The sequence below is a fragment of the Mycolicibacterium austroafricanum genome (genome assembly GCF_000612725.1).
Taxonomy (GTDB): Bacteria; Actinomycetota; Actinomycetes; order Mycobacteriales; family Mycobacteriaceae; genus Mycobacterium; species Mycobacterium austroafricanum.
The window spans coordinates 1-19,164 of record NZ_HG964457.1; the positions used below are offsets into that span (position 1 = coordinate 1).

Consider the following 19,164-nt stretch of genomic DNA (forward strand, 5'->3'; position numbering starts at 1 on the left):
CCCGCCACGGCGACCCGCTCGGCGCCACCTCGACTCGCCCCAACACCGTCACAGCGCGATCCTCCGTCCGCGCCCCCGTTCGGTTCGAGAGGCTCGCCGAAGTTCAGTCAACTAGCCGCGCGCTGGTGTTCCGCGACGGCGGCCCGGGCAGGGACAACGTGGTGCTGCTGTCACGCAGCGGCAAGGATTTGGCCCGGTACTTCCCCGAGGTACTCGACTCCGTGCGCGACGAACTCGCGCCCCGCTGTGTCCTCGACGGCGAGATCGTCGTCCCCCGGGAGATAGCCGGACGGACACGGCTGGACTGGGAGTCGCTGAGCCAGCGCATCCACCCCGCCGAGTCCCGGGTGCGGATGCTGGCCGAGCAGACCCCGGCGCATTTCATCGGGTTCGACGCGCTGGCCGTCGGGGACAGCTCGCTGATGAAGGAACCGTTCCGGACCCGCCGCGAAGCGCTCGTCGACGCCGTCAACGAAAAGCAGTGGTGCCACGTCACGCGCACCACCGAGGATCCCGCTCTGGGCGCGCAGTGGCTGCAGGAGTTCGAGGGCGCCGGCCTCGACGGCGTGATCGCCAAACGCCTCGACGGGCCCTACCTGCCGGGCAAGCGCGAGATGGTCAAGGTCAAGCACCACCGCGACGCCGACTGCGTCGCCATCGGCTACCGGATCCACAAGAGCGGAGAGGGAATCGGCTCGATCCTGCTCGGCCTGCACCGTGACGACGGTGAACTCCAGATGGTCGGCGGTGCCGCCTCGTTCACGGCGAAGGCGCGGTTGAAGCTGCTGGCCGACCTCGAGCCGCTGCGCATCGGCGACGACGTGCGCGACGGTGAACCCAGCCGGTGGAACTCCGCTGCCGACAAGCGCTGGATCCCGGTGCGGCCCGAGCGGGTCTGCGAGGTGGCCTACGACCAGATGGAAGGCAACTCCGCCAACGGCCGCCGGTTCCGGCACGCCGTGAAGTTCCTGCGGTGGCGGCCCGATCGTGATCCGGCCAGCTGCACCTTCGATCAGCTCGACGTCCCGCTCAACTATGACCTCAACGACGTGCTGGAAAGGTCCTGACATGCCAAGCCCGGCAACCGAAATCGACGTCGACGGGGTCAAAGTCCGGCTCACCAGCCCGGACAAGCCGTACTTCCCGAAGCTCGGAAAGGACGGCACCAAGGGCAAGCTCTTCGAGTACTACCTGGCCGTCGCCGACCGGATGGTGGCACTGCTGCGCGACCGCCCCGTACATCTGCAGCGGTTCCCCGACGGCATCGACGGCGAGGAGATCTACCAGAAGCGGGTGCCGCAGAAGCACCCCGACTACCTCCACACCTGCACCGTCACCTTCCCGTCCGGCCGCACCGCCGACGCGCTGAAGATCACCCACCCGTCGGCGATCGCGTGGGCCGCCCAGATGGGCACGGTGACGCTGCACCCGTGGCAGGTGCGCTGCCCCGACATCGAGCATCCCGATGAGCTGCGTATCGACCTCGACCCACAGCCGGGCACCGGCTTCATCGAAGCCCGCAGCGTCGCGGTGGACGTGCTCAAGCCGCTGCTCGACGAACTCGGTCTGGTCGGCTTTCCGAAGACCTCCGGCGGTCGCGGCGTGCACGTGTTCCTGCGCATCGCGACCGACTGGGACTTCATCGCGGTGCGTCGCGCGGGCATCGCGTTGGCCCGCGAGATCGAGCGGCGCGCCCCGGACGCGGTGACGACGTCGTGGTGGAAGGAAGAGCGGGGCGCGCGGCTGTTCGTCGATTACAACCAGAACGCGCGCGACCGTACATTCGCGTCGGCGTACTCGGCGCGCAAGACCCCGATCGCGACGGTGTCCACACCCCTGACCTGGGAGGAACTGCGGACCGCCGAACCCGACGACTACACGATCCTCACGGTGCCGGATTTCGTGGCGGGTCGCCCCGACCCGTGGGCGGGCATCGACGACACCGCGCAATCGATCGACACGCTGCTGGAGATGGTGAAGGCCGATGAGGAGCGCGGGCTCGGTGACCTGCCGTACCCGCCGAGCTACCCGAAGATGCCCGGTGAGCCGCCACGAGTGCAGCCCAGCAAGAAAGTGGCTGCCAACTGGGATGAGGACGGCAACCGCGTCGGGGAGTAGAGCCGCCGGATACCCTGCTCTGCATGCCGATCGCGACCCTCCGGAAACTGCTCGCCGCTTTGGCGATCGTCGGGATCCTCCTCAGCGGTATCGGCGTCGCGACGATGATGATCTTCGGCAGCCGCGGTCAGCAGCAGGAGGCGGTGACCCCGGTGCGCAAGCCGCCGACCCCGCCACCGCCGTCGGTGCCCACCGACAAGGAGTTCCTGATCGGCGTGGTCGTCACCGCGCAGAACTGCGATCCGGCCGGGCCGTGCTTCTACACGTACACCATCGACCCGAAATACGTTGGGCTGCATCCGTTCCCGGAGTCGCCGTTCACCGTCGAGTACGAAGTGCTTGGTGGGCATCAGCCGCAGCCGGGCAAGTTCACCGTGGCCGGCGACCAGGCCGAGATCCTCAAGGACGTCGTTTTGGAAGGCCCACCCGGAGCGCAGCTGTCGGCGCGGGTCCTGCGGGTCTTCGAGGAGCCGCCGGCCCCCGCCGCCGAACCGCCACCCGGCCCCGCCGCCGAACCGGTGCCTGCGCCATGACGCAGCCGCAGCGCAGCCGGTGGATGCGCAATTTCCATCCCTCGCCCACCGCCCGCATCCGCCTGGTCTGCTTTCCACACGCCGGGGGCTCGGCGAGCTATTACTTCCCGCTGTCGTCGGCGTTGACGCCCGAATTCGACGTGTTCGGCGTGCAGTACCCGGGCCGCCAGGACCGCTACAGTGAGCCATTCGTCGAGACCATCGACGAGCTCGCCGACCAGGCCCATGCCGCGCTGAGCGCACTCCCGGACGCCCCGCTGGCGTTCTTCGGACACAGCATGGGCGCAGTGCTGGCGTTCGAGGTCGCGCGCCGCTGTGAGACCCTGTCCGGCCGGCAGGTGGTGACGGTCTTCGCATCCGGCTCGCGGGCGCCCAGCCGTTACGGCGACGAACGCAACGCCAAGAGCGACACCGACCTCGTCGGCGTGATGCGCGAACTCGGCGGCACCGATCCGCGGGTCCTGGAGAACCCCGAGCTGCTCGCGACGTTCCTGCCCGCGTTCCGCAACGACTATCGGGCGCTGCAGGCCTACCACCGCGGCACTGACATCGGCATCAGCGCGCCGATCGTGGTGATGACGGCGACCGACGACCCGAAGACCAGTGAGACCGATGCCCGGGCGTGGCACGAGCACACGTCAGGCGGCGGCGAGGTCCACACCTTCACCGGGGGTCACTTCTATCTGGAGAAGCAGCCGCAGCGGGTCATCGAGGTCGTCTCCGCGACGCTGCGCTCCGTGGGTTAGCTACGCGCTTACCGCGGTGCGGCTTGCATCGGCTCCACGGGACGCCTGGTCGCCAGCACCGAACCGGCGAGGATCATCGCCAGACCGAGCAGGTGCCGCGCCGTCAGCGGCTCGTTCAGCACGATGACGCCCGCGGCGAGCGCGACGGCCGGGTTGACGTAGGTGATGACCAGCGCGCGAGGCGCCCCGACCTCCCGGATCAACGCGAAGAACAGGATGAACGCCAACGACGTGCAGACCACCGCGAGCAGTGCGACCGCTGTCAGCACTCGCATGCTCGGGATCTCGGCCGGCCAGGTCGCGGCTGCCGGCCCGACATAGATGAGCGCGGCCAGTCCGAGGCAGGCCGCCGTCAGCGGCATCGCCGGCACCTCAGCGAGATAGCGGGCGGCGATCAACGGCGCGATCGCGTAACACACCGCCACCAGCAGCACTTCCGTGACCGGCCATGCGCTGCCGCCGGCGAGCTCCGGACCGGCCAGCACCGCGACGCCCGCCAGTCCGGTCCCCAGCCCCGCCAGTCGCTTGACCGTCAGGGGCTGATCGCCGCCGGTGAGCCTGTCGAGCAGGGCTGCCACGATCGGTGCGGCCGCGATCAGCAGTCCTGTCAGCGAGCTGGTGATGTGCCGCTCGGCGTCCGACAGCAGCAGCCACGCGGCGATGATCTCGAAGAACGCGAAGGCCACCACCGGCCTCCAGTGCGCCAGGACCGGCGCCCACGCACCGCGACGGAGCGTCAGTGGAATCAGTACCAGCGCGCCGACCGCGGTGCGCGCAAAGACGAGTACCGGTACCGAAAGCCCCTCCACCGCAACCTTTATCAGCAGGTAGGGGATACCCCAGATGACACCCATCGCGGTGAACAACAGCCATCCGCGAAGGCTCACCCAGACAGGTTAAGCGGTGGGAACCACCCCGCGCGGTGTCGGCAGCGGCAGATCGTTGTACGTGGCGATGCCCGGCGCCGCCGCGACGACGGCGGGGATCGCGTGGATCGGCGGCATCGCGGTCATGATGTGGCCGAGCACGAAGAAGTCCTCGAGCGTCTTGGCGTTCTCGATCATGTCCTGCGGGGGCAGGAAACCGACCTGCATGTTGACCGTGGGCCGCCCGTCGATGGTGATCTTCCAGCCGTCCCCGTCGAGCTGCCAGTCCGGATCCAGCGTCTGGCCCTTCTTCCACCGGACGTTGATGTCGATCACCGTCTTGCCGTTGGCGATCCCCTGCCAGCTGGCATACACCCCGGCGACGTGACCGGCCGGGATCGTCCACGACGCCATCACCAGATCCTCTGTGGTCTGGGCGTATTCGGACACACACTTGATCTCGTCGAGCTCGATGGCCAGCGCGTCGGCGACCAACTGCACCGCTTCGGCGAACACGGCCGTGCCGTTGGCGGCCATCGGCTGCAGGTTCGGATCGTCGATCGCGGTGCCGAAACCGACGGGCCGCTCGGTGTCGGGGGAGTCGTAGAGGGTGGTGTCGGCCGACTCGGCGATGGTGATCTTGTCGATGCGGTCGCACGCGGTGCCGGCCACGATGGCGAGCAGCTCGGCGAAGCCCGGGCTGACGCCGGAACCGAACAGCGTCGAGCCGCCGCGCTGGCAGGCGTCGGCCAGCTTGTCGCGGCCGTCGCCGAGGTTGCGTCCGGTGATGAAGGACGCCGACGCAACCACGTTGACGCCCGCCTCCAGGATCCGCACAAGCTCGTCGACGTCGATCCACATCGGGTTGTAGACGACGACGTCGGGCTTGAGGGCGAGCAGGGCGTCGACGTTGTTGGTGGCGGTCACCCCCACCGGTTCGATGCCGGCGAGCTCACCGGCATCACGGCCGACCTTGTCGTCCGACCAGGCATAACAGCCGACCAACTCGAGGGTCGGATTGCCGGCTATCGCCGCGACCGAGGACTTTCCGACGTTTCCCGTCGTCCACTGGACGACCCGATATGAGGCAGTGTTGGGCACTCGCTCAGCATAGGGTTCGCGGAGGGTGGACCGGCCCGATTCGGGCCAAATCAGACGGTCGGGGTGAGGACCGCCTTGCCGTCTCGGGTAACCCCCGTGCTGTCGACCCACGTCAGGTCGAGGACGTCGCCGGTGTAGTGCCTGTCGAGCACCGAGGTCAGCGTGTTGGTCGAATCCAGCGGGGTGCCGTCGAGCTCGATGAGGATGTCACCCGCGCGCAACCCGGCCAGGTCGGCCGGCCCGCCCACCATGACTTCCTGGATCAGGACGCCCGGCTCGTCACGCGGCGCGGTACGGACGCCGACGCCGAGCAATGTGGGTGGACCGATGTGGACGCTGTCCGAGCGGATGCCGCCGCGGATCTGGCCGGCCACGCCCATCGCGTCGTTGATCGGGATCGCGAAGCCCTTACCGCCGGGACCCATCCGGAAGTTCACGGACGCCGCGGTGGTGATGCCGACCACCTGGCCGAGATCGTTGACCACGGGGCCGCCGGAATCACCTGCGCGCACCGGGGCGGCGAACTCGAAGAGGCCGGTCAGCTCATCGGAGGTGCCGGTCAGCGTGTCCTCGGCCTGCACGGTCCGCCCGAAACCCGTCAAGGTGCCTACCTCACGGGTCAGTGGCGCCTCGGTCCCCATCGCGTTACCGAGAGCGACCACGGGCTGGCCCGGGACGAGGGCGTAGGCGTCGCCGATGGGCGCCGCCGCAAGTCCGTTGGCGCCGATCAGCTGCAGGACCGCGACATCGCGTTTGCGGTCATATCCGACGAGCTGGGCGGGGTACGCGCGGCCGGCGACCGTTCCGGTGATGCGGTCGGCGCCCTGGACGACGTGGAAGTTGGTCAGCACCTGGCCCGCGGGGTCGAGCACGATCCCGGTACCGAGGCCCACCACCCCCTGATAGTCGACTTCGGTGTCGATGCGGACCACGGCGGGTTCCACCTGCACCGATGCCGCGACGGGATCGCCGGGCGCGGCGACCGCGGGCGTCAGGGGAGCGACCAGGGCAAGGACCGCAGCCAGCGCGATCGGCAGTATGCGGTGTCGGCGAATCATGCCCATACCCATCAATAGTGGCTGCGGCAACGGCTGCTGTCGATGTGAGGGCGGACGGTCAGTCTTCGACGGCGACGCCGCCGCGGGTCCGTTTGCGCCTGCCGAGCACCGCTCCCTTGCCGGTCGGGCGCCGATTCTGCAGTTTGCCGTCGCCGGATTCGGGAGTGTCGGATGCCGGGTCGTCCTCGGCCGTCGGCACGGGCTCCTCGGCGTCGGCGTCGGCGTCAGCGTCAGCGTCAGGAGTCACGCTCTCGGTCTCCGCGTCCGCAGTCTCGGTCTCCTCGACCTCGGCGTCCGCGGTCTCGGCGTCGGCGGTCTCGGTGTCCTCGGCGGCGTCGCTGCGCCCGCGTCGGCTCTTGCGTTTCTTGACCTTGAGCGGTTTCGGCGGCGGGGGAGGCAGCTCGGCGACGAAGGCCAGGTAGAACGCGAGGACGCCCAGCAGGGCGACCGCGGCGGCAGCGCCGTAGATCCCGAACAGCCACTGACCGGCGCTGTCCAGCGAGATCCAGATCTCGGCCACCGCAGCGCCGACGATCAACACGCCGCTCAGGACATGGAGCGCGATCGACGTCGTGCGCAGGTTCAGCGCCATCTGGGGCGTGCCGAACTCGGGACGACGGGTGCGCAGCAGGGTGAACACCACCGGAAGCGCCGCCAGGCCGATCAGCGCGCCGACGACGACGCGCAGCACCGTGCCCAGGGTGGGGGAGGTGTCGCCGACCAGCTCGGGGGTGCGCGGGAGGACGAAGAAGAAATAGAGGACGCCGGCGGCGATGGAGAACGACGCGTGCCAGATCACCGCAACGGTGCGGCCCATACTCCTCCTCGATCGTGGTGCCCGAGGTGCGACCATGCGAGTGGTCAGCCGGTCGCACCTCGGGCGAGTGCGGAGGATAGGGGATTTGAACCCCTGAGGGCTATTAACCCAACCCGCGTTCCAGGCGAGCGCCATAGGCCACTAGGCGAATCCTCCGTCGGCAATGGTAACCGACCCGCCCGGCGGTCCCATAAAGCTCCCGGCGAGCTCCTCGCCGCCGCCCCGGAACCCGGGGGTATTACACTCGCCGTGGACCCCGCGCGGCGTCCATCCTGTGAACTCCCCCAGGGCCGGAAGGCAGCAAGGGTCAATGGGCTCTGGCGGGTGCGCGGGGTCCCCTTACGTTCATCCGGAAGAACGGTGAAAGGCGAGCGGTGTCGTTTCATTCGCTGGGCCGCGACGAATTGCGTGCTCAGCACGACGAGCAGCAGCGCAACTACGCGGAGCTGCAGGCCAAGAACCTCCGCCTCGACCTGACCCGCGGCAAGCCGTCACCCGACCAGCTGGACCTGTCCAACGGCCTGCTGGAACTCCCCGGCGCGGACGCGTTCCGCGACGCCGAGGGCACCGACACCCGCAACTACGGCGGCCTGCACGGTCTGCCCGAGCTCAGGACGATCTTCAGCGAGCTGCTCGGGATTCCGGTGCCGAACCTGATCGCCGGCAACAACGCCAGCCTGGAGTTCATGCACGACGTCGTCGTGTACTCGCTGCTGCACGGCGGCGTCGACTCGCCCCGGCCGTGGATCGACGATCTCCGGAACGGCGCGGGCGTCAAGTTCCTGTGCCCGGCACCCGGCTATGACCGTCACTTCGCGATCACCGAGAGCCTCGGCATCGAGATGGTGCCGGTGCCGCTGCGCGAGGACGGACCGGACGTCGACCTGATCGAGGAGCTCGTCGCCGTCGACCCGGCGATCAAGGGCATGTGGTGTGTGCCCGTCTACTCCAACCCCACCGGGACCACCTATGCATGGGAGACGGTGCGTCGACTCGTCCAAATGGAAACGGCGGCAACCGATTTCCGGCTGATGTGGGACAACGCCTACGCCGTGCACACGCTGACCCACGACTTCGTCAAGCAGGTCGACATTCTCGGCCTGGCCGCAGCGGCCAATCACGCCAACCGGCCGCTGGTCTTCGCGTCCACGTCGAAGATCACCTTCGCCGGTGCCGGCGTCAGCTTCTTCGGCGGTTCGCTGGGCAACATCGCCTGGTATCTGCAGCACGCAGGCAAGAAGTCGATCGGTCCCGACAAGGTGAACCAGCTGCGGCACGCGCGGTTCTTCGGCGACGCCGACGGCGTACGGCTGCACATGCAGCGTCACCAGCAACTTCTGGCGCCCAAGTTCGCGCTCGCGCTGGAGATCCTCGAAGACCGGTTGGGCGACTCCAAGATCGCATCCTGGACCGAACCCAAGGGCGGCTACTTCATCAGCCTGGACGTGCTACCCGGCACCGCCAAGCGCACGGTGGCACTGGCCAAGGACGCGGGCATCGCGGTCACCGAGGCCGGCGCGTCGTTCCCGTACCGAAAAGACCCGGAGGACAAGAACATCCGGATCGCCCCCACCTTCCCTGCGCTCTCGGATCTGCGCGAGGCCATCGACGGACTGGCCACCTGTGCGCTGCTGTCGGCGACCGAGCAGCTGCTCGCTCTGCCGGCCGAGAAGTAGTCGGACACCCTGGGTAGCCTGCATCCGTGGCTCTCTACCGCAAGTACCGGCCGGCGACCTTCGCCGACGTCGTCGGCCAGGAACATGTCACCGAGCCGCTGTCGACGGCCCTCAACTCCGGCCGCATCAACCACGCCTACCTGTTCTCGGGTCCGCGCGGATGCGGCAAGACGTCGTCGGCCAGGATCCTCGCGCGCTCGCTGAACTGTGCCGAAGGCCCGACGGCCACGCCGTGCGGGGTGTGCGACTCCTGCGTGGCGCTGGCGCCGAACGGGCCCGGCAACGTCGACGTCGTCGAGCTCGACGCCGCCAGCCACGGCGGAGTCGACGACACCCGCGAACTTCGTGACCGTGCGTTCTACGCTCCCGCCCAGTCGCGCTATCGCATCTTCATCGTCGACGAAGCGCACATGGTCACCACGGCCGGCTTCAACGCGCTGCTCAAGATCGTCGAGGAGCCGCCCGAGCATCTGATCTTCGTGTTCGCCACCACCGAGCCGGAGAAGGTGCTGCCGACCATCCGGTCGCGCACGCACCACTACCCGTTCCGGCTGCTGGCGCCCAAGACCATGCGCACGCTGATCGAGAAGATCGTCGCCTCCGAGAGCGTCCGGGTCGACGACGCGGTGTATCCGCTCGTCATCCGTGCCGGCGGCGGTTCACCGCGTGACACCCTGTCCGTGCTCGACCAGCTGCTGGCCGGCGCCGAAGACGATCACGTCGCCTACCAGCGCGCGTTGTCACTCCTCGGCGCCACCGACGTCGCGCTGATCGACGAGGCGGTCGACGCGCTCGCGGCCGACGACGCGGCGGCACTGTTCGGCGCGGTGGAGGGGGTGGTCGACGCGGGGCACGATCCGCGCCGCTTCGCCACCGACCTCCTCGAACGGTTCCGCGATCTGATCGTGCTGCAGGCCGTGCCCGACGCGGCGGCCCGCGGCGTGGTCGACGGTCCCGAGGACGTGCTGGAGCGGATGCGCGAGCAGGCTGCCCGGCTCGGCACCGCGACACTGACCCGCTACGCCGAGGTTGTGCACGCCGGCCTCGGGGAGATGCGCGGGGCCACCGCGCCGCGGCTGTTGCTCGAAGTGGTGTGCGCGCGCCTGCTGCTGCCCTCGGCCAGTGACACCGAGGCCGCGCTGCTGCAGCGAGTGGAACGCATCGAGACCCGGCTGGACATGTCGATCCCGGCCAGCGACGAGATCTCCGCCAGCGCTCCGGCCGTTCCGCGCAAGCAGTTCGTCCGCAAGAGCGAGGCCGCTCCGCAGCCGGCACCGTCGGCTCAGGCGCCGGCTCCGGCACGGGCGCCCGAGCCGTCACCCGAGCCGACGCCGGTGCCTGCACGCGAGCCCGACCCGGTGCCCGAGCCGCCCCGCGAAGCCTCCAAACCCGTTGAACCCGAGCCTGTCCCACCCCCACTGCCACCGCCACCGCCGGTTCGGCCTCCGGCCGCACCGGTCGTGGAGGCGCCGGCCACCACACCCGCCGCAGCGGTCGCAACCGGTGAGCCGAGCGCGGCCGCCGTCCGCAGTATGTGGACGACCGTGCGGGAGAAGGTGCGCGAGCGCAGCCGCACCACCGAGGTGATGCTGGCCGGAGCGATCGTCCGGGCCGTCGAGGGTGACACCCTGCTTCTGAGCCATGAATCGGCGCCGCTGGCCAAGCGGCTGTCCGAGCAGCGCAACGCCGACGTCATCCGGGAGGCGCTCAAGGACGCACTCGGCGTCAACTGGAAGATCCGCTGCGACCCTGGCACCGCGCCCGCGTCCGCCGCGGCTCCCGCCCGCGAGCCGCAGCGGGGCCCGGCCGAGCCTCCGCCGCCGCCGGACATCGACGACGAGGAGAGCATGCTGGCCGAGGCAGGCAACTCGGATCCGGCGGCGCCGCGCCGCGATCCCGAGGAAGCGGCGCTGGAACTGTTGCAGAACGAACTGGGGGCGCGCCGCATCGACGGCTGAGCCGTAGGCCGGTCGCGCCTCAGGCTGCTTTCTTCTTCTCCCGCAGCACCAGAACGGGCAGCACGACGGTCGCCAGGGCTGTGACCAGCCAGACCACCACCGTGGCCGCGATCCACGACCCGACGCCGCGGATGCTGAGCCCGTTGGACAGCAGCGACGCGAGCAGCAGCGCCACGAACGTGGACACCAGGCCGATGCCGCCGAGGAAGGCCGACGCGTAGCGGCTGGCCATCTTCAGGAAGAACGGCGACAGAATCCCTTGTGCCACCGTGAAGATCACCACCGCGGTGACGAAGCCCAGCACCGACAGCGACACCCCCGGCACCAGCCAGCCGGCCACCAGTAGCCCGATCGCCGACGATCCGAGAAAGACCGCGACGCGCAGCAGAAAGCGGATCACACGGTGAGCATAGTTGCTACGCGGTCCACCAGGGCCGCAACGGCAAACCGCCGTCCCCGCCACGTTCGTCGAGCTTCACCGCCAGTACCTGATGCAGCTGAATGCTGTTCTGCTCGAAGCCGACCCGCGAGGCAGCCATGTACAGACCCCACACCTTGGCGGTGGGCAGGCCGACCTCTGCGACCGCTTCGTCCCAGTGCTGCACCAGATTCCGGCACCAGTCCCGAAGTGTCAGCGCATAGTGCCGGCGCAGGTTCTCTTCGTGCATCACCTCCAAACCGACGTCCTGGATCTCGGTGATGATCCGGCCCGATCCGGTCAGCTCCCCGTCCGGGAACACATACCGGTCGATGAATCCCCCGGCGGCGGGGCCGGTGCGATTGTTGTGCCGGGTGATGCAGTGGTTGAGCAGTAGGCCGCCCGGGCGCAACTTCGACTTGAGGAACCGGAAGTACGACGGATAGTTGGCGACCCCGATGTGCTCGGTGAGCCCCAGCGAAGACACGGCGTCGAACTGGGACTCGCGCACATCGCGGTAGTCGCTGTGGCGGACCTCGGCGAGGTCACCCAGGCCGTCCCGTTCGATGGCGGCGCGTGCCCACTGCGCCTGCTCCCTGGACAGCGTCACCCCGATCGCCTTGACGCCGTGACGGGCCGCGTAGCGCACCATTCCGCCCCACCCGCAACCCACGTCGAGAAGGCGGTCGCCCGGCTTGAGGCGCAGTTTCTCGAACACCAGCCGATATTTGTTCTCCTGCGCCTCCTCGAGGGTGGCGTCGGGATGCGGGTAGCAGGCGCAGGTGTAGGTCATCGACGGCCCGAGCACCCACTCGTAGAAGGTGTTGGAGACATCGTAATGGTGGTGGATCGCGTCGGCGTCACGGGTCTTGCTGTGCCGCAGTCCTTCTGCGATGCGCCGCCACCGCGGCAGCGCCTCCTGCGGCGGTGGCGCGATCGGTTTCAGGTGCTCGATCCCGATCGATCGGACGACCTGCGCCAGCACCCGGGCGGACGGTCGCTTGAAGTCCAGTTTCTGCACCAGTGCGTTGAGCAGGTCGTACGGGTCGCCAGGGTGCACCCCCTGCAACTGCAGGTCACCGGAGACGTAGGCCCGGGCCAGGCCGAGATCGCCGGGAGCCGTTGCGAGGTACGTGGTCCCGCGGGGGGTCAGCAGGTCCAGCCCGAGCGTGGCGTCGTCCGGGCCCGCGCTGCTGCCGTCGTACGCCGTGAACTTCAGAGGCAGTCGGCCCGAGGCGAAGACCTCCAAGACCTCCGCCAGGGTGAGCTTGCGGTCTCCGTGCAGGCCGGTGTCGGCCGCGCCGTCCCGAAATGTCGTCAACTGTGGCCTCCGTTCTTCGCGTCAACGCTCATTGCCGCCCCACTGCTTTGCCGTACAGGTCCAGGAAACGAGAGTCTGGGTCGTATGTCTTCTTCACCGTCTTGTACGTCTCCCCGCCATAGAGCGAATCAAACTCTTCCGGCGAGTAGTACGCATCGGAATACAGCGATTTGTGACCGTCGAGGTCGCTGACTTTCCGTTCGATCATCCTGTTGGTGTAGCCCTCCTCCGGGCCCACCGGCACCGACGACCAGAAACCCACGTTGACGTAGGTGTGGTGGGGTCGGATCGGATACAGGGGCCAATCGCGGTCGTCGCGGAGCCGCAACGGGCACAACCAGATCGGTTCGATGGGCACGGTGTCGAGAAACCACTGCAGAAACTCGACGGTCCGCTCGATGGGCACCTCGATGTCCTGGACCACCCGCTCGCGCGGGGGTCGGCCGTTGCGCTTCTCGATGCGATCGGCGATACCGAAACGCCGGTCGTAGCCGATCAGCTTCCAGTACACACTGCTGCGCCGGTACCGGCGCGGCCACCAGCGCCGGATCCGCGGGTTCTGCGCGCCGAATGCCCTTGAGCACCAGAACCAGTCGGTGTCCCAGCGCCACAGGTAGTCGTGGATGGTCAGCCGGTCGTGCTTCTCGGCGCCATCGGTCGGGCCGTCGTGCTGAATCGAGCGGTAGTAGATCTGCTTGCCCGTGTAGTCGCTGACCGGGCCCGGTGTCGCGGAGCGCTGCCCCACGCACAGGTAACTCTCCTCGGCACTGAACACGACGCCGTCGAGGTAGTCCACCGGTTCGCCGTTGAGGCCGCCGGTTTCGACGATGCGGTCCATCGCCTCGATGAGAGCCGACAGCGAATGGAAACGGAGGTGGCGCAGCGCGACGAACGGCTTCACCGGTTCCAGCTCGATCTTGAGCCGAACCGAATAGCCCAACGTGCCATAGGAATTCGGAAACGCCCGAAACAGGTCAGGGTTCTCGTCGGGGGAGGCGCGCACGACATCACCGGTGCCGGTGAGGACGTCCATCTCGAGAACCGATTCGTGTGGCAGGCCGTTGCGGAACGAGGCGGACTCGATCCCGAGTCCGGTGACCGCCCCGCCGAGGGTGATCGTCTTCAACTGCGGCACCACCAGCGGCGAAAGTCCATGCGGCAGCGTGGCCGCGACCAGGTCTTCGTAGGTGCACATCCCTGCCACATCGGCGGTGCGTGCCTCCGCGTCGACCGCGATCACGTTCGTCAACCCAGACGTGTCCAGACCCTTGGTCCTGGTTTTCGCGCGGGCACGGAAGAGGTTCGACGTGGGTTTGGCCAGCCGGACCGTGGCGTCTTGGGGAATCGCCCGATAGCTGGCGAGAAGCCGCTGCACGCCGTCGGCGTGAGCAGAACGTGCGTCGGTCGAAGGAACAGACACACATATACGCTAGTCCGAGGTTGCCCCTGATGCGACCGCTCGGAGCTTCTGTGACCGCCTCTTGACAAGGAGTTTGCACTGATGGGACAGGTCAGCGCGACCAGCACGGTCCTGATCGAAGCCGATCCGGCGACGGTGCTGGCAGCCGTCGCCGACTACCAGGCCATGCGCCCCAAGATCCTCTCCGCGCACTACAGCGGATACCGCGTCCTCGAGGGCGGGCAGGGCGCGGGCACCGTGGCCGAGTGGAAGCTGCAGGCCACCAAGTCGCGCTCGCGCAACGTGAAGGCCGACGTCGACGTCGCGGGTCGCACCGTCATCGAGAAGGACGCGAACTCGTCGATGGTGACCAACTGGACCGTCGCACCAGCAGGTCCGGGATCGTCGGTCACCGTCAAGACGTCCTGGCAGGGCGCCGGCGGCATCGGAGGATTCTTCGAGAAGACGTTCGCTCCGCTCGGGCTGCGCAAGATCCAGGCCGAGGTGCTCGGCAACCTCAAGCGCGAGGTGGAGGGCACCATCGGTATCGAAGGGACCCAGGGTTAGCGCTGGCTGCTGAGGAACGCCACGATGCCGCGCACGACGGCGTCGGCGTAACGCTGCCGCCCCTCCGGAGTCTTCATCAGCGCCGAATCCACCGGGCTCTTCATGTTGCCGAGCTCGACCAGGATCGACGGGAACTGCGCGAGGTTGAGCCCGGCGATGTCCGACCGCGGGTTCAGGCCCTGTTGGCCGATGTACGTCGCCGGCGGGATACCCGAACCGGCCAGCTGGTCGCGCATCACCTTGGCGAACTGCACCGACGGGCCCGCCTGCGCGGCGTTGAGCGGCGGCGACGAGTACAGCACGTGGAAACCCCGCCCGGTGGCCGGTCCGCCGTCGGCGTGAATCGAGACCACGGCGTTGGGGCTCAGCGCATTGGCCATCGCGGCCCGCTCGTCGACGCACGGGCCGAGGCCGGTGTCGTCCCCGCGGGACATCGCGGTGCGCACCCCCAGCGCGGTCAGCGCCTGCCGCACCCGCAGCGTGGTGTCCCAGGTGAACGTGTGCTCGGCGAATCCGTCCTCGGTCGAGGTGCCGCTGGCCTGGCAGTCCTTGGTGCCGCCGCGGCCGGTCGGGACCTGCCTGCTGATCGAGGCGTCGTTGGAACCGTTGTGGCCCGGGTCGAGGAAGACGATCATGCCTGCGATGTTGGCGGGCGCTGCCTGCGCAGGGCCGGCGGGGGTGGTCGCGACGAGCATCGCGGCCACCACGGCGGCCCCGACACGCAGGATTGCTGGCATGGGCACGGCGACACGGTAGCCCCGGTGCCGACTAGGCTGGAAGCCCGAAGTGCCGCTTCCGGGCGAGCGCAACCAAGTCGATACCCAGCTGTCATCTATTTGGATACCAACACGGACAGAGGAACAGTCATGCAACCCGGTGGCCAGCCCGATATGTCAGCCCTCCTCGCTCAGGCCCAGCAGGTGCAGCAGCAGCTGATGGAGGCCCAGGAGGCACTCGCCAACGCCGAGGTGAACGGCCAGGCCGGCGGCGGGCTGGTACAGGTCACCATGCGCGGCAGCGGTGAGGTGGTGGCGGTGCGGATCGACCCGAAGGTCGTCGACCCTTCCGATGTGGAGACGCTGCAGGACCTCATTGTCGGCGCGGTCGCCGACGCCGCCAAGCAGGTCACCATCCTGGCCCACGACCGGCTCGGGCCGCTGGCCGGCGGTATGGGTGGTCTCGGCCTGCCGGGGATGTGACTTCTTGTTCGAAGGACCCGTCCAGGATCTGATCGACGAGCTCGGCAAGCTGCCCGGCATCGGACCCAAGAGTGCGCAGCGGATCGCGTTCCACCTGCTGTCGGTCGAGCCGCCGGACATCGACCGGCTCACGGCGGTGCTGAACAAGGTTCGCGACGGCGTGACGTTCTGCGCGGTGTGCGGCAACGTCAGCGACGAGGAACGCTGCCGGATCTGCGGTGACGCGCGCCGGGACGCGTCGCTGATCTGTGTGGTCGAGGAACCCAAGGATGTCCAGGCGGTCGAGCGGACCCGGGAGTTCCGCGGGCGTTACCACGTGCTCGGCGGTGCGCTGGATCCGTTGTCCGGCATCGGACCCGACCAGCTGCGAATTCGCGAGCTGCTCAACAGGATCGGGGAACGGGTCGACGGCGTCGAGGTCGCCGAGGTCATCATCGCGACCGACCCGAACACCGAAGGTGAGGCCACCGCGACGTATCTGGTGCGGATGCTGCGCGACATCCCCGGGCTGACGGTCACCCGCATCGCGTCGGGACTGCCGATGGGCGGGGACCTGGAATTCGCCGACGAGCTCACGCTGGGGCGCGCGTTGGCGGGCCGCCGCGCGATGGCCTGATGCGCGGCTCGCCGCGGTGGCCTGATTCGCGGCTCGCCGCGGTGGTCTGATTCGCGGCTCGCCGCGGTGGCCTGATTCGCGGCTCGCCGCGGGCGCCCGGAAATGTCGGTGGGGCTTGGCACTATGCCGGGCATGGGCGAAGTCATTCTGGGCGGCGAGGCCGTCAGAGCTGGTGTGGTCACCCGGCACGAACTGGCACGCTGGTATACGCCGCTGTACCGCGGCGTGTTCGTCCGCAAGGGCGTTGAGGTCACCCTGCGTGACCGCGCTGTCGGCGCCTGGCTCGCAACCGGGCGCAAAGGGGTGATCGCCGGCCTGGCCGCGGCCGCCCTGCACGGGGCGGCGTGGATCGACGCCGACATCCCGATCGAGGTTGCCGGGGTGAAACGCCGCTCCCACGCGGGGCTGATCACCCGCTCCGAGGTGATCGCCACCGATGAGATCGTCCGCCGTGCAGGCCTTCCGGTCACGTCGCGGACGAGGACGGCGTTCGACCTCGGACGCCAGTTGGACCGGGCGGAGGCCCTGGCGCGTCTGGATGCACTGATGTGGAATCAGCCGTTCTCGATCGACGAGGTGGCGGAGCTGGCCGACCGGCGGCCGCGGGTCCCCGGGGTCGGCCAACTGCGTGACCTGCTGCCCCTGATCGACGGCGGGGCGGCGTCTCCGCGGCAGAGCAGGCTCCGATTGTGGTTGCTGGACTGCGGTTTTCCGCGACCGCAGACGCAGATCCCCGTCCTGGAGGGCTCGCGGCCGGTGGCGTTTCTGGACATGGGCTGGCCGGAGTACCAGGTGGCAGTGGAGTACGACGGTGATCACCACCGCAAGAATCGCGACCAGTACGTCAAGGACATCGCGCGCCTGCGGATGCTCGAGGCCCTGGGCTGGATCGTCATCCGGGTGATCGCCGAGGACCGGCCCGCCCACTGGCTCGAGCGGACCGAGGCGGCGCTGCAGAGCCGGGGCTGTCGGCTCGCCGCCACCGAGCTGCAGCTGTTCGTCAGGACGCTCGCCGCGTAGCTGTGGCCGCCCGCCCCAGCCGCACGGGCAGGTGCCGATAGCCGTGCAGGGTCACCAGGTCACGCGGCTCGGCCGGCGCAGTGAGGTGCAGGTCGGGATAGCGGGTGAACAACTCCCGCAGCGCGGTCGCGCCCTCGATACGCGCCAGCGCCGCGCCGAGACAGACGTGGATGCCGCTGGCGAACGCGAGATGGTCGCGGGCGTTCGCACGGGTGATGTCGAACGTCTGCGGGCGGTCGAACACTTTCGGGTCGCGGTTGGCGCCGCCCAACAGCATCACGATCACCGCCCCCTTGCGGATTCCCACACCCGCGATCTCGGTGTCGCGGTGCGCGGTTCGGGCCGTCATCTGCACCGGGCTGTCGTAGCGCAGGATCTCCTCCACCGCGGATGGCCACAATCCGGGGTCGTCGCGCAGCAGCGCCAACTGGTCGGGGTGGTCGAGCAGCGCGGCGATACCGTTTCCGATGAGGTTCACCGTCGTCTCCACCCCAGCACCGACGAGAAGCGCTGCATTCGAGATCAATTCACGTCCGGACAGACTGCCGTCGAGTGCCAGGCTGCTGAACGGCGTGCCGTCGGCGCCGTTCTGGTGAAGCCGGCGGAAATGCGCGCCGAGGTGGGTGTCGACGTCGACGAGTCCGTCGATCGCTGCGCGGAACGGCCGCCACCCGATACCGATGTCCAGCAGTGCGGCGCCGGTTTCGCCCCATCCGAGAATCCTCGCGCGGTCCTCGTCCGGGACACCGAGCATCCGCGAGATCACCGCGGCGGGCAGTTGCGCCGCATAATCGGCGATCAAGTCCACCTCCCGGCGGCGGCCGAGGTCGTCGAGCAGCTCGGCGGTGAGCTCACCGATCCTGGTGTCCAGCGCCGCGATCGATCTCGGGGTGAAGCTGCGGGAGACCAACTTCCGGTACTCGGTGTGCTGTGGCGGGTCGGTCATCAACATGGCGGGTGGTTCCACGGGGTTCGGCAGCCCCGGGTCGACGCGCCGTATGAGTCCGAGCAGTGCGTCGGGAAGTCCGGTCTCGGACGGGTCTGCCACACCGAAGTCGTTGTCGCGCAGCACTGTCCGGCACACATCGTAGTCCGCGGTCGCCCACACCACCGGGGTCCGCATCAACGGACCCGCGGCCCGGATCTCCTCGATGAGCGCCAGACGGTCACCACGCCCGAGGATGAGCCGAGCCAGCGGCTCCCCGCGTCGCGCCCGCACCGTGAGGAACGCCCGGGGCACGCCGTGCACGGTGGCCCAGCGCAGCCAGACGGCCGGCCGGGACCTCATGCGACGGTCTGGTTGTCGGGGCGAGGGCCGGCGTAGATGTCGACCATGTGCTGCTCGCCCCGATCCAGGGCCCGCACCCGCACCGACCTGCGCGCGGCGGCGTCCAGCAGCGCGCGCAGCCCAGGGTTGGCCGCCGCCAGATCGGCGCGCACCTGATCTGCCGACCGGTCGTCCTGCGCCGCCTGGTCCAGCTTGGCGGCCAGCATGTTGACCCATCGGTGCCGCAGAGACAGCAGCAGCCCCTCCTCGTCACCGAAGAGCCGCTGTACGTCGTCGGAGCCTGCTGCGGAGTTCAGCGCGCCGTCGGGGTCGGTGGTGGCGCGTTCCACCATGTCGGCCATGAACGCCATCCGCTCGTGCAACTGTGACCATGTCATGCTTCGACGCTACGAAGATCTGGGCCGCCGATCGTCGTGCCCGGGTCCGATCTTGAACTCCTACCGTGGTAGGACATCCGTTGCCT

General features: G+C 68.8%; 20 protein-coding genes, 1 tRNA gene and 1 other RNA gene. 11 read left to right on the top strand and 11 right to left on the bottom strand.

Annotated features, from left to right (window positions below):
* The 4 genes from BN976_RS24915 to BN976_RS24930 form a co-directional block, all read left to right on the top strand.
* On the top strand, window positions 1-1,067 hold a 1,067-nt coding region (locus tag BN976_RS24915; RefSeq protein WP_235622126.1), incomplete at its 5' end, for an ATP-dependent DNA ligase.
* 1 nt (window position 1,068) lies between these two features.
* Window positions 1,069-2,118, top strand: coding sequence for a non-homologous end-joining DNA ligase (gene ligD, locus BN976_RS24920; protein ID WP_011782661.1), 1,050 nt, complete (start codon window positions 1,069-1,071; stop codon window positions 2,116-2,118).
* Between the two features lie 23 nt (window positions 2,119-2,141).
* Window positions 2,142-2,651 (top strand): hypothetical protein, encoded by a 510-nt coding sequence (locus BN976_RS24925; protein WP_036375079.1) that lies wholly within the window; start codon window positions 2,142-2,144, stop codon window positions 2,649-2,651.
* A complete protein-coding gene (locus tag BN976_RS24930; RefSeq protein WP_011782659.1) occupies window positions 2,648-3,397 on the top strand; it encodes a thioesterase II family protein in 750 nt (249 codons plus the stop codon). Before BN976_RS24925 ends, BN976_RS24930 begins: the two co-directional genes overlap by 4 nt.
* Before the next feature lie 8 nt (window positions 3,398-3,405).
* On the opposite strand, the gene BN976_RS24935 is transcribed toward BN976_RS24930, so the two are convergent.
* The 5 genes from BN976_RS24935 to BN976_RS24955 all read right to left on the bottom strand — a co-directional run bounded on the left by BN976_RS24935 (window position 3,406) and on the right by BN976_RS24955 (window position 7,395).
* Window positions 3,406-4,284, bottom strand: coding sequence for a DMT family transporter (locus tag BN976_RS24935; protein ID WP_011782658.1), 879 nt, complete (start codon window positions 4,282-4,284; stop codon window positions 3,406-3,408).
* A 9-nt stretch (window positions 4,285-4,293) separates the two neighbouring features.
* Complete coding sequence (locus BN976_RS24940) at window positions 4,294-5,364, bottom strand: NAD(P)H-dependent amine dehydrogenase family protein (protein ID WP_011782657.1); 1,071 nt, start codon at window positions 5,362-5,364, stop codon at window positions 4,294-4,296.
* 50 nt (window positions 5,365-5,414) lie between these two features.
* Entirely contained in the window at window positions 5,415-6,428 is a 1,014-nt protein-coding gene (locus tag BN976_RS24945) for a S1C family serine protease (RefSeq protein WP_036375082.1), read from the bottom strand.
* Between the two features lie 52 nt (window positions 6,429-6,480).
* A complete protein-coding gene (locus tag BN976_RS24950; RefSeq protein WP_011782655.1) occupies window positions 6,481-7,239 on the bottom strand; it encodes a lipid uptake coordinator LucA in 759 nt (252 codons plus the stop codon).
* A 70-nt stretch (window positions 7,240-7,309) separates the two neighbouring features.
* Window positions 7,310-7,395, bottom strand: a tRNA-Ser gene (locus BN976_RS24955).
* Between the two features lie 92 nt (window positions 7,396-7,487).
* On the opposite strand from BN976_RS24955, the gene ffs reads away from it, so the two are divergent.
* The 3 genes from ffs (at window position 7,488) to BN976_RS24965 (ending at window position 10,873) form a co-directional block, all read left to right on the top strand.
* An RNA gene (ffs, locus tag BN976_RS32915) (signal recognition particle sRNA small type) lies at window positions 7,488-7,582 on the top strand.
* Between the two features lie 31 nt (window positions 7,583-7,613).
* Window positions 7,614-8,915 carry an aspartate aminotransferase type Ic gene (locus tag BN976_RS24960; RefSeq protein ID WP_011782654.1) on the top strand — a complete coding sequence of 434 codons (1,302 nt, stop codon included), beginning with the start codon at window positions 7,614-7,616 and terminating at the stop codon, window positions 8,913-8,915.
* 26 nt (window positions 8,916-8,941) lie between these two features.
* Window positions 8,942-10,873 carry a DNA polymerase III subunits gamma/tau gene (locus BN976_RS24965; RefSeq protein WP_011782653.1) on the top strand — a complete coding sequence of 644 codons (1,932 nt, stop codon included), beginning with the start codon at window positions 8,942-8,944 and terminating at the stop codon, window positions 10,871-10,873.
* 19 nt (window positions 10,874-10,892) lie between these two features.
* Here BN976_RS24965 and BN976_RS24970 read toward each other — a convergent pair whose 3' ends face one another.
* From BN976_RS24970 to BN976_RS24980, 3 genes are read right to left on the bottom strand one after another with little or no spacing between them, the layout of a single operon-like run.
* Entirely contained in the window at window positions 10,893-11,273 is a 381-nt protein-coding gene (locus BN976_RS24970) for a phage holin family protein (protein WP_011782652.1), read from the bottom strand.
* Window positions 11,274-11,289: 16 nt separating this feature from the next.
* Window positions 11,290-12,612, bottom strand: coding sequence for a class I SAM-dependent methyltransferase (locus tag BN976_RS24975; protein ID WP_011782651.1), 1,323 nt, complete (start codon window positions 12,610-12,612; stop codon window positions 11,290-11,292).
* A 28-nt stretch (window positions 12,613-12,640) separates the two neighbouring features.
* A complete protein-coding gene (locus BN976_RS24980; protein ID WP_011782650.1) occupies window positions 12,641-14,032 on the bottom strand; it encodes an FAD-binding oxidoreductase in 1,392 nt (463 codons plus the stop codon).
* 81 nt (window positions 14,033-14,113) lie between these two features.
* On the opposite strand from BN976_RS24980, the gene BN976_RS24985 reads away from it, so the two are divergent.
* A complete protein-coding gene (locus BN976_RS24985) occupies window positions 14,114-14,578 on the top strand; it encodes an SRPBCC family protein (protein WP_011782649.1) in 465 nt (154 codons plus the stop codon).
* Here the strand turns inward: BN976_RS24985 and BN976_RS24990 are convergent.
* A complete protein-coding gene (locus tag BN976_RS24990; RefSeq protein ID WP_011782648.1) occupies window positions 14,575-15,315 on the bottom strand; it encodes an Rv3717 family N-acetylmuramoyl-L-alanine amidase in 741 nt (246 codons plus the stop codon). The genes BN976_RS24985 and BN976_RS24990 overlap by 4 nt on opposite strands.
* A 129-nt stretch (window positions 15,316-15,444) precedes the next feature.
* Here BN976_RS24990 and BN976_RS24995 point away from each other — a divergent pair, with 129 nt between their 5' ends.
* From BN976_RS24995 to BN976_RS25005, 3 genes are all read left to right on the top strand, one after another.
* A complete protein-coding gene (locus BN976_RS24995; RefSeq protein ID WP_011782647.1) occupies window positions 15,445-15,777 on the top strand; it encodes a YbaB/EbfC family nucleoid-associated protein in 333 nt (110 codons plus the stop codon).
* Window positions 15,778-15,781: 4 nt separating this feature from the next.
* Window positions 15,782-16,393: a recombination mediator RecR gene (recR, locus tag BN976_RS25000; RefSeq protein WP_011782646.1), complete on the top strand. Its 612-nt coding sequence runs from the start codon at window positions 15,782-15,784 to the stop codon at window positions 16,391-16,393.
* Between the two features lie 132 nt (window positions 16,394-16,525).
* A complete protein-coding gene (locus tag BN976_RS25005) occupies window positions 16,526-17,413 on the top strand; it encodes a type IV toxin-antitoxin system AbiEi family antitoxin (protein ID WP_036375087.1) in 888 nt (295 codons plus the stop codon).
* Here BN976_RS25005 and BN976_RS25010 read toward each other — a convergent pair.
* Both BN976_RS25010 and BN976_RS25015 read right to left on the bottom strand, forming a co-directional pair.
* A complete protein-coding gene (locus BN976_RS25010; RefSeq protein ID WP_011782644.1) occupies window positions 17,394-18,701 on the bottom strand; it encodes a cytochrome P450 in 1,308 nt (435 codons plus the stop codon). The two genes, BN976_RS25005 and BN976_RS25010, sit on opposite strands and share 20 nt — an antisense overlap.
* A complete protein-coding gene (locus tag BN976_RS25015) occupies window positions 18,698-19,078 on the bottom strand; it encodes a hypothetical protein (protein ID WP_011782643.1) in 381 nt (126 codons plus the stop codon). The genes BN976_RS25010 and BN976_RS25015 overlap by 4 nt, the downstream gene beginning before the upstream one ends.
* Between the last annotated feature and the right edge of the window lie 86 nt (window positions 19,079-19,164).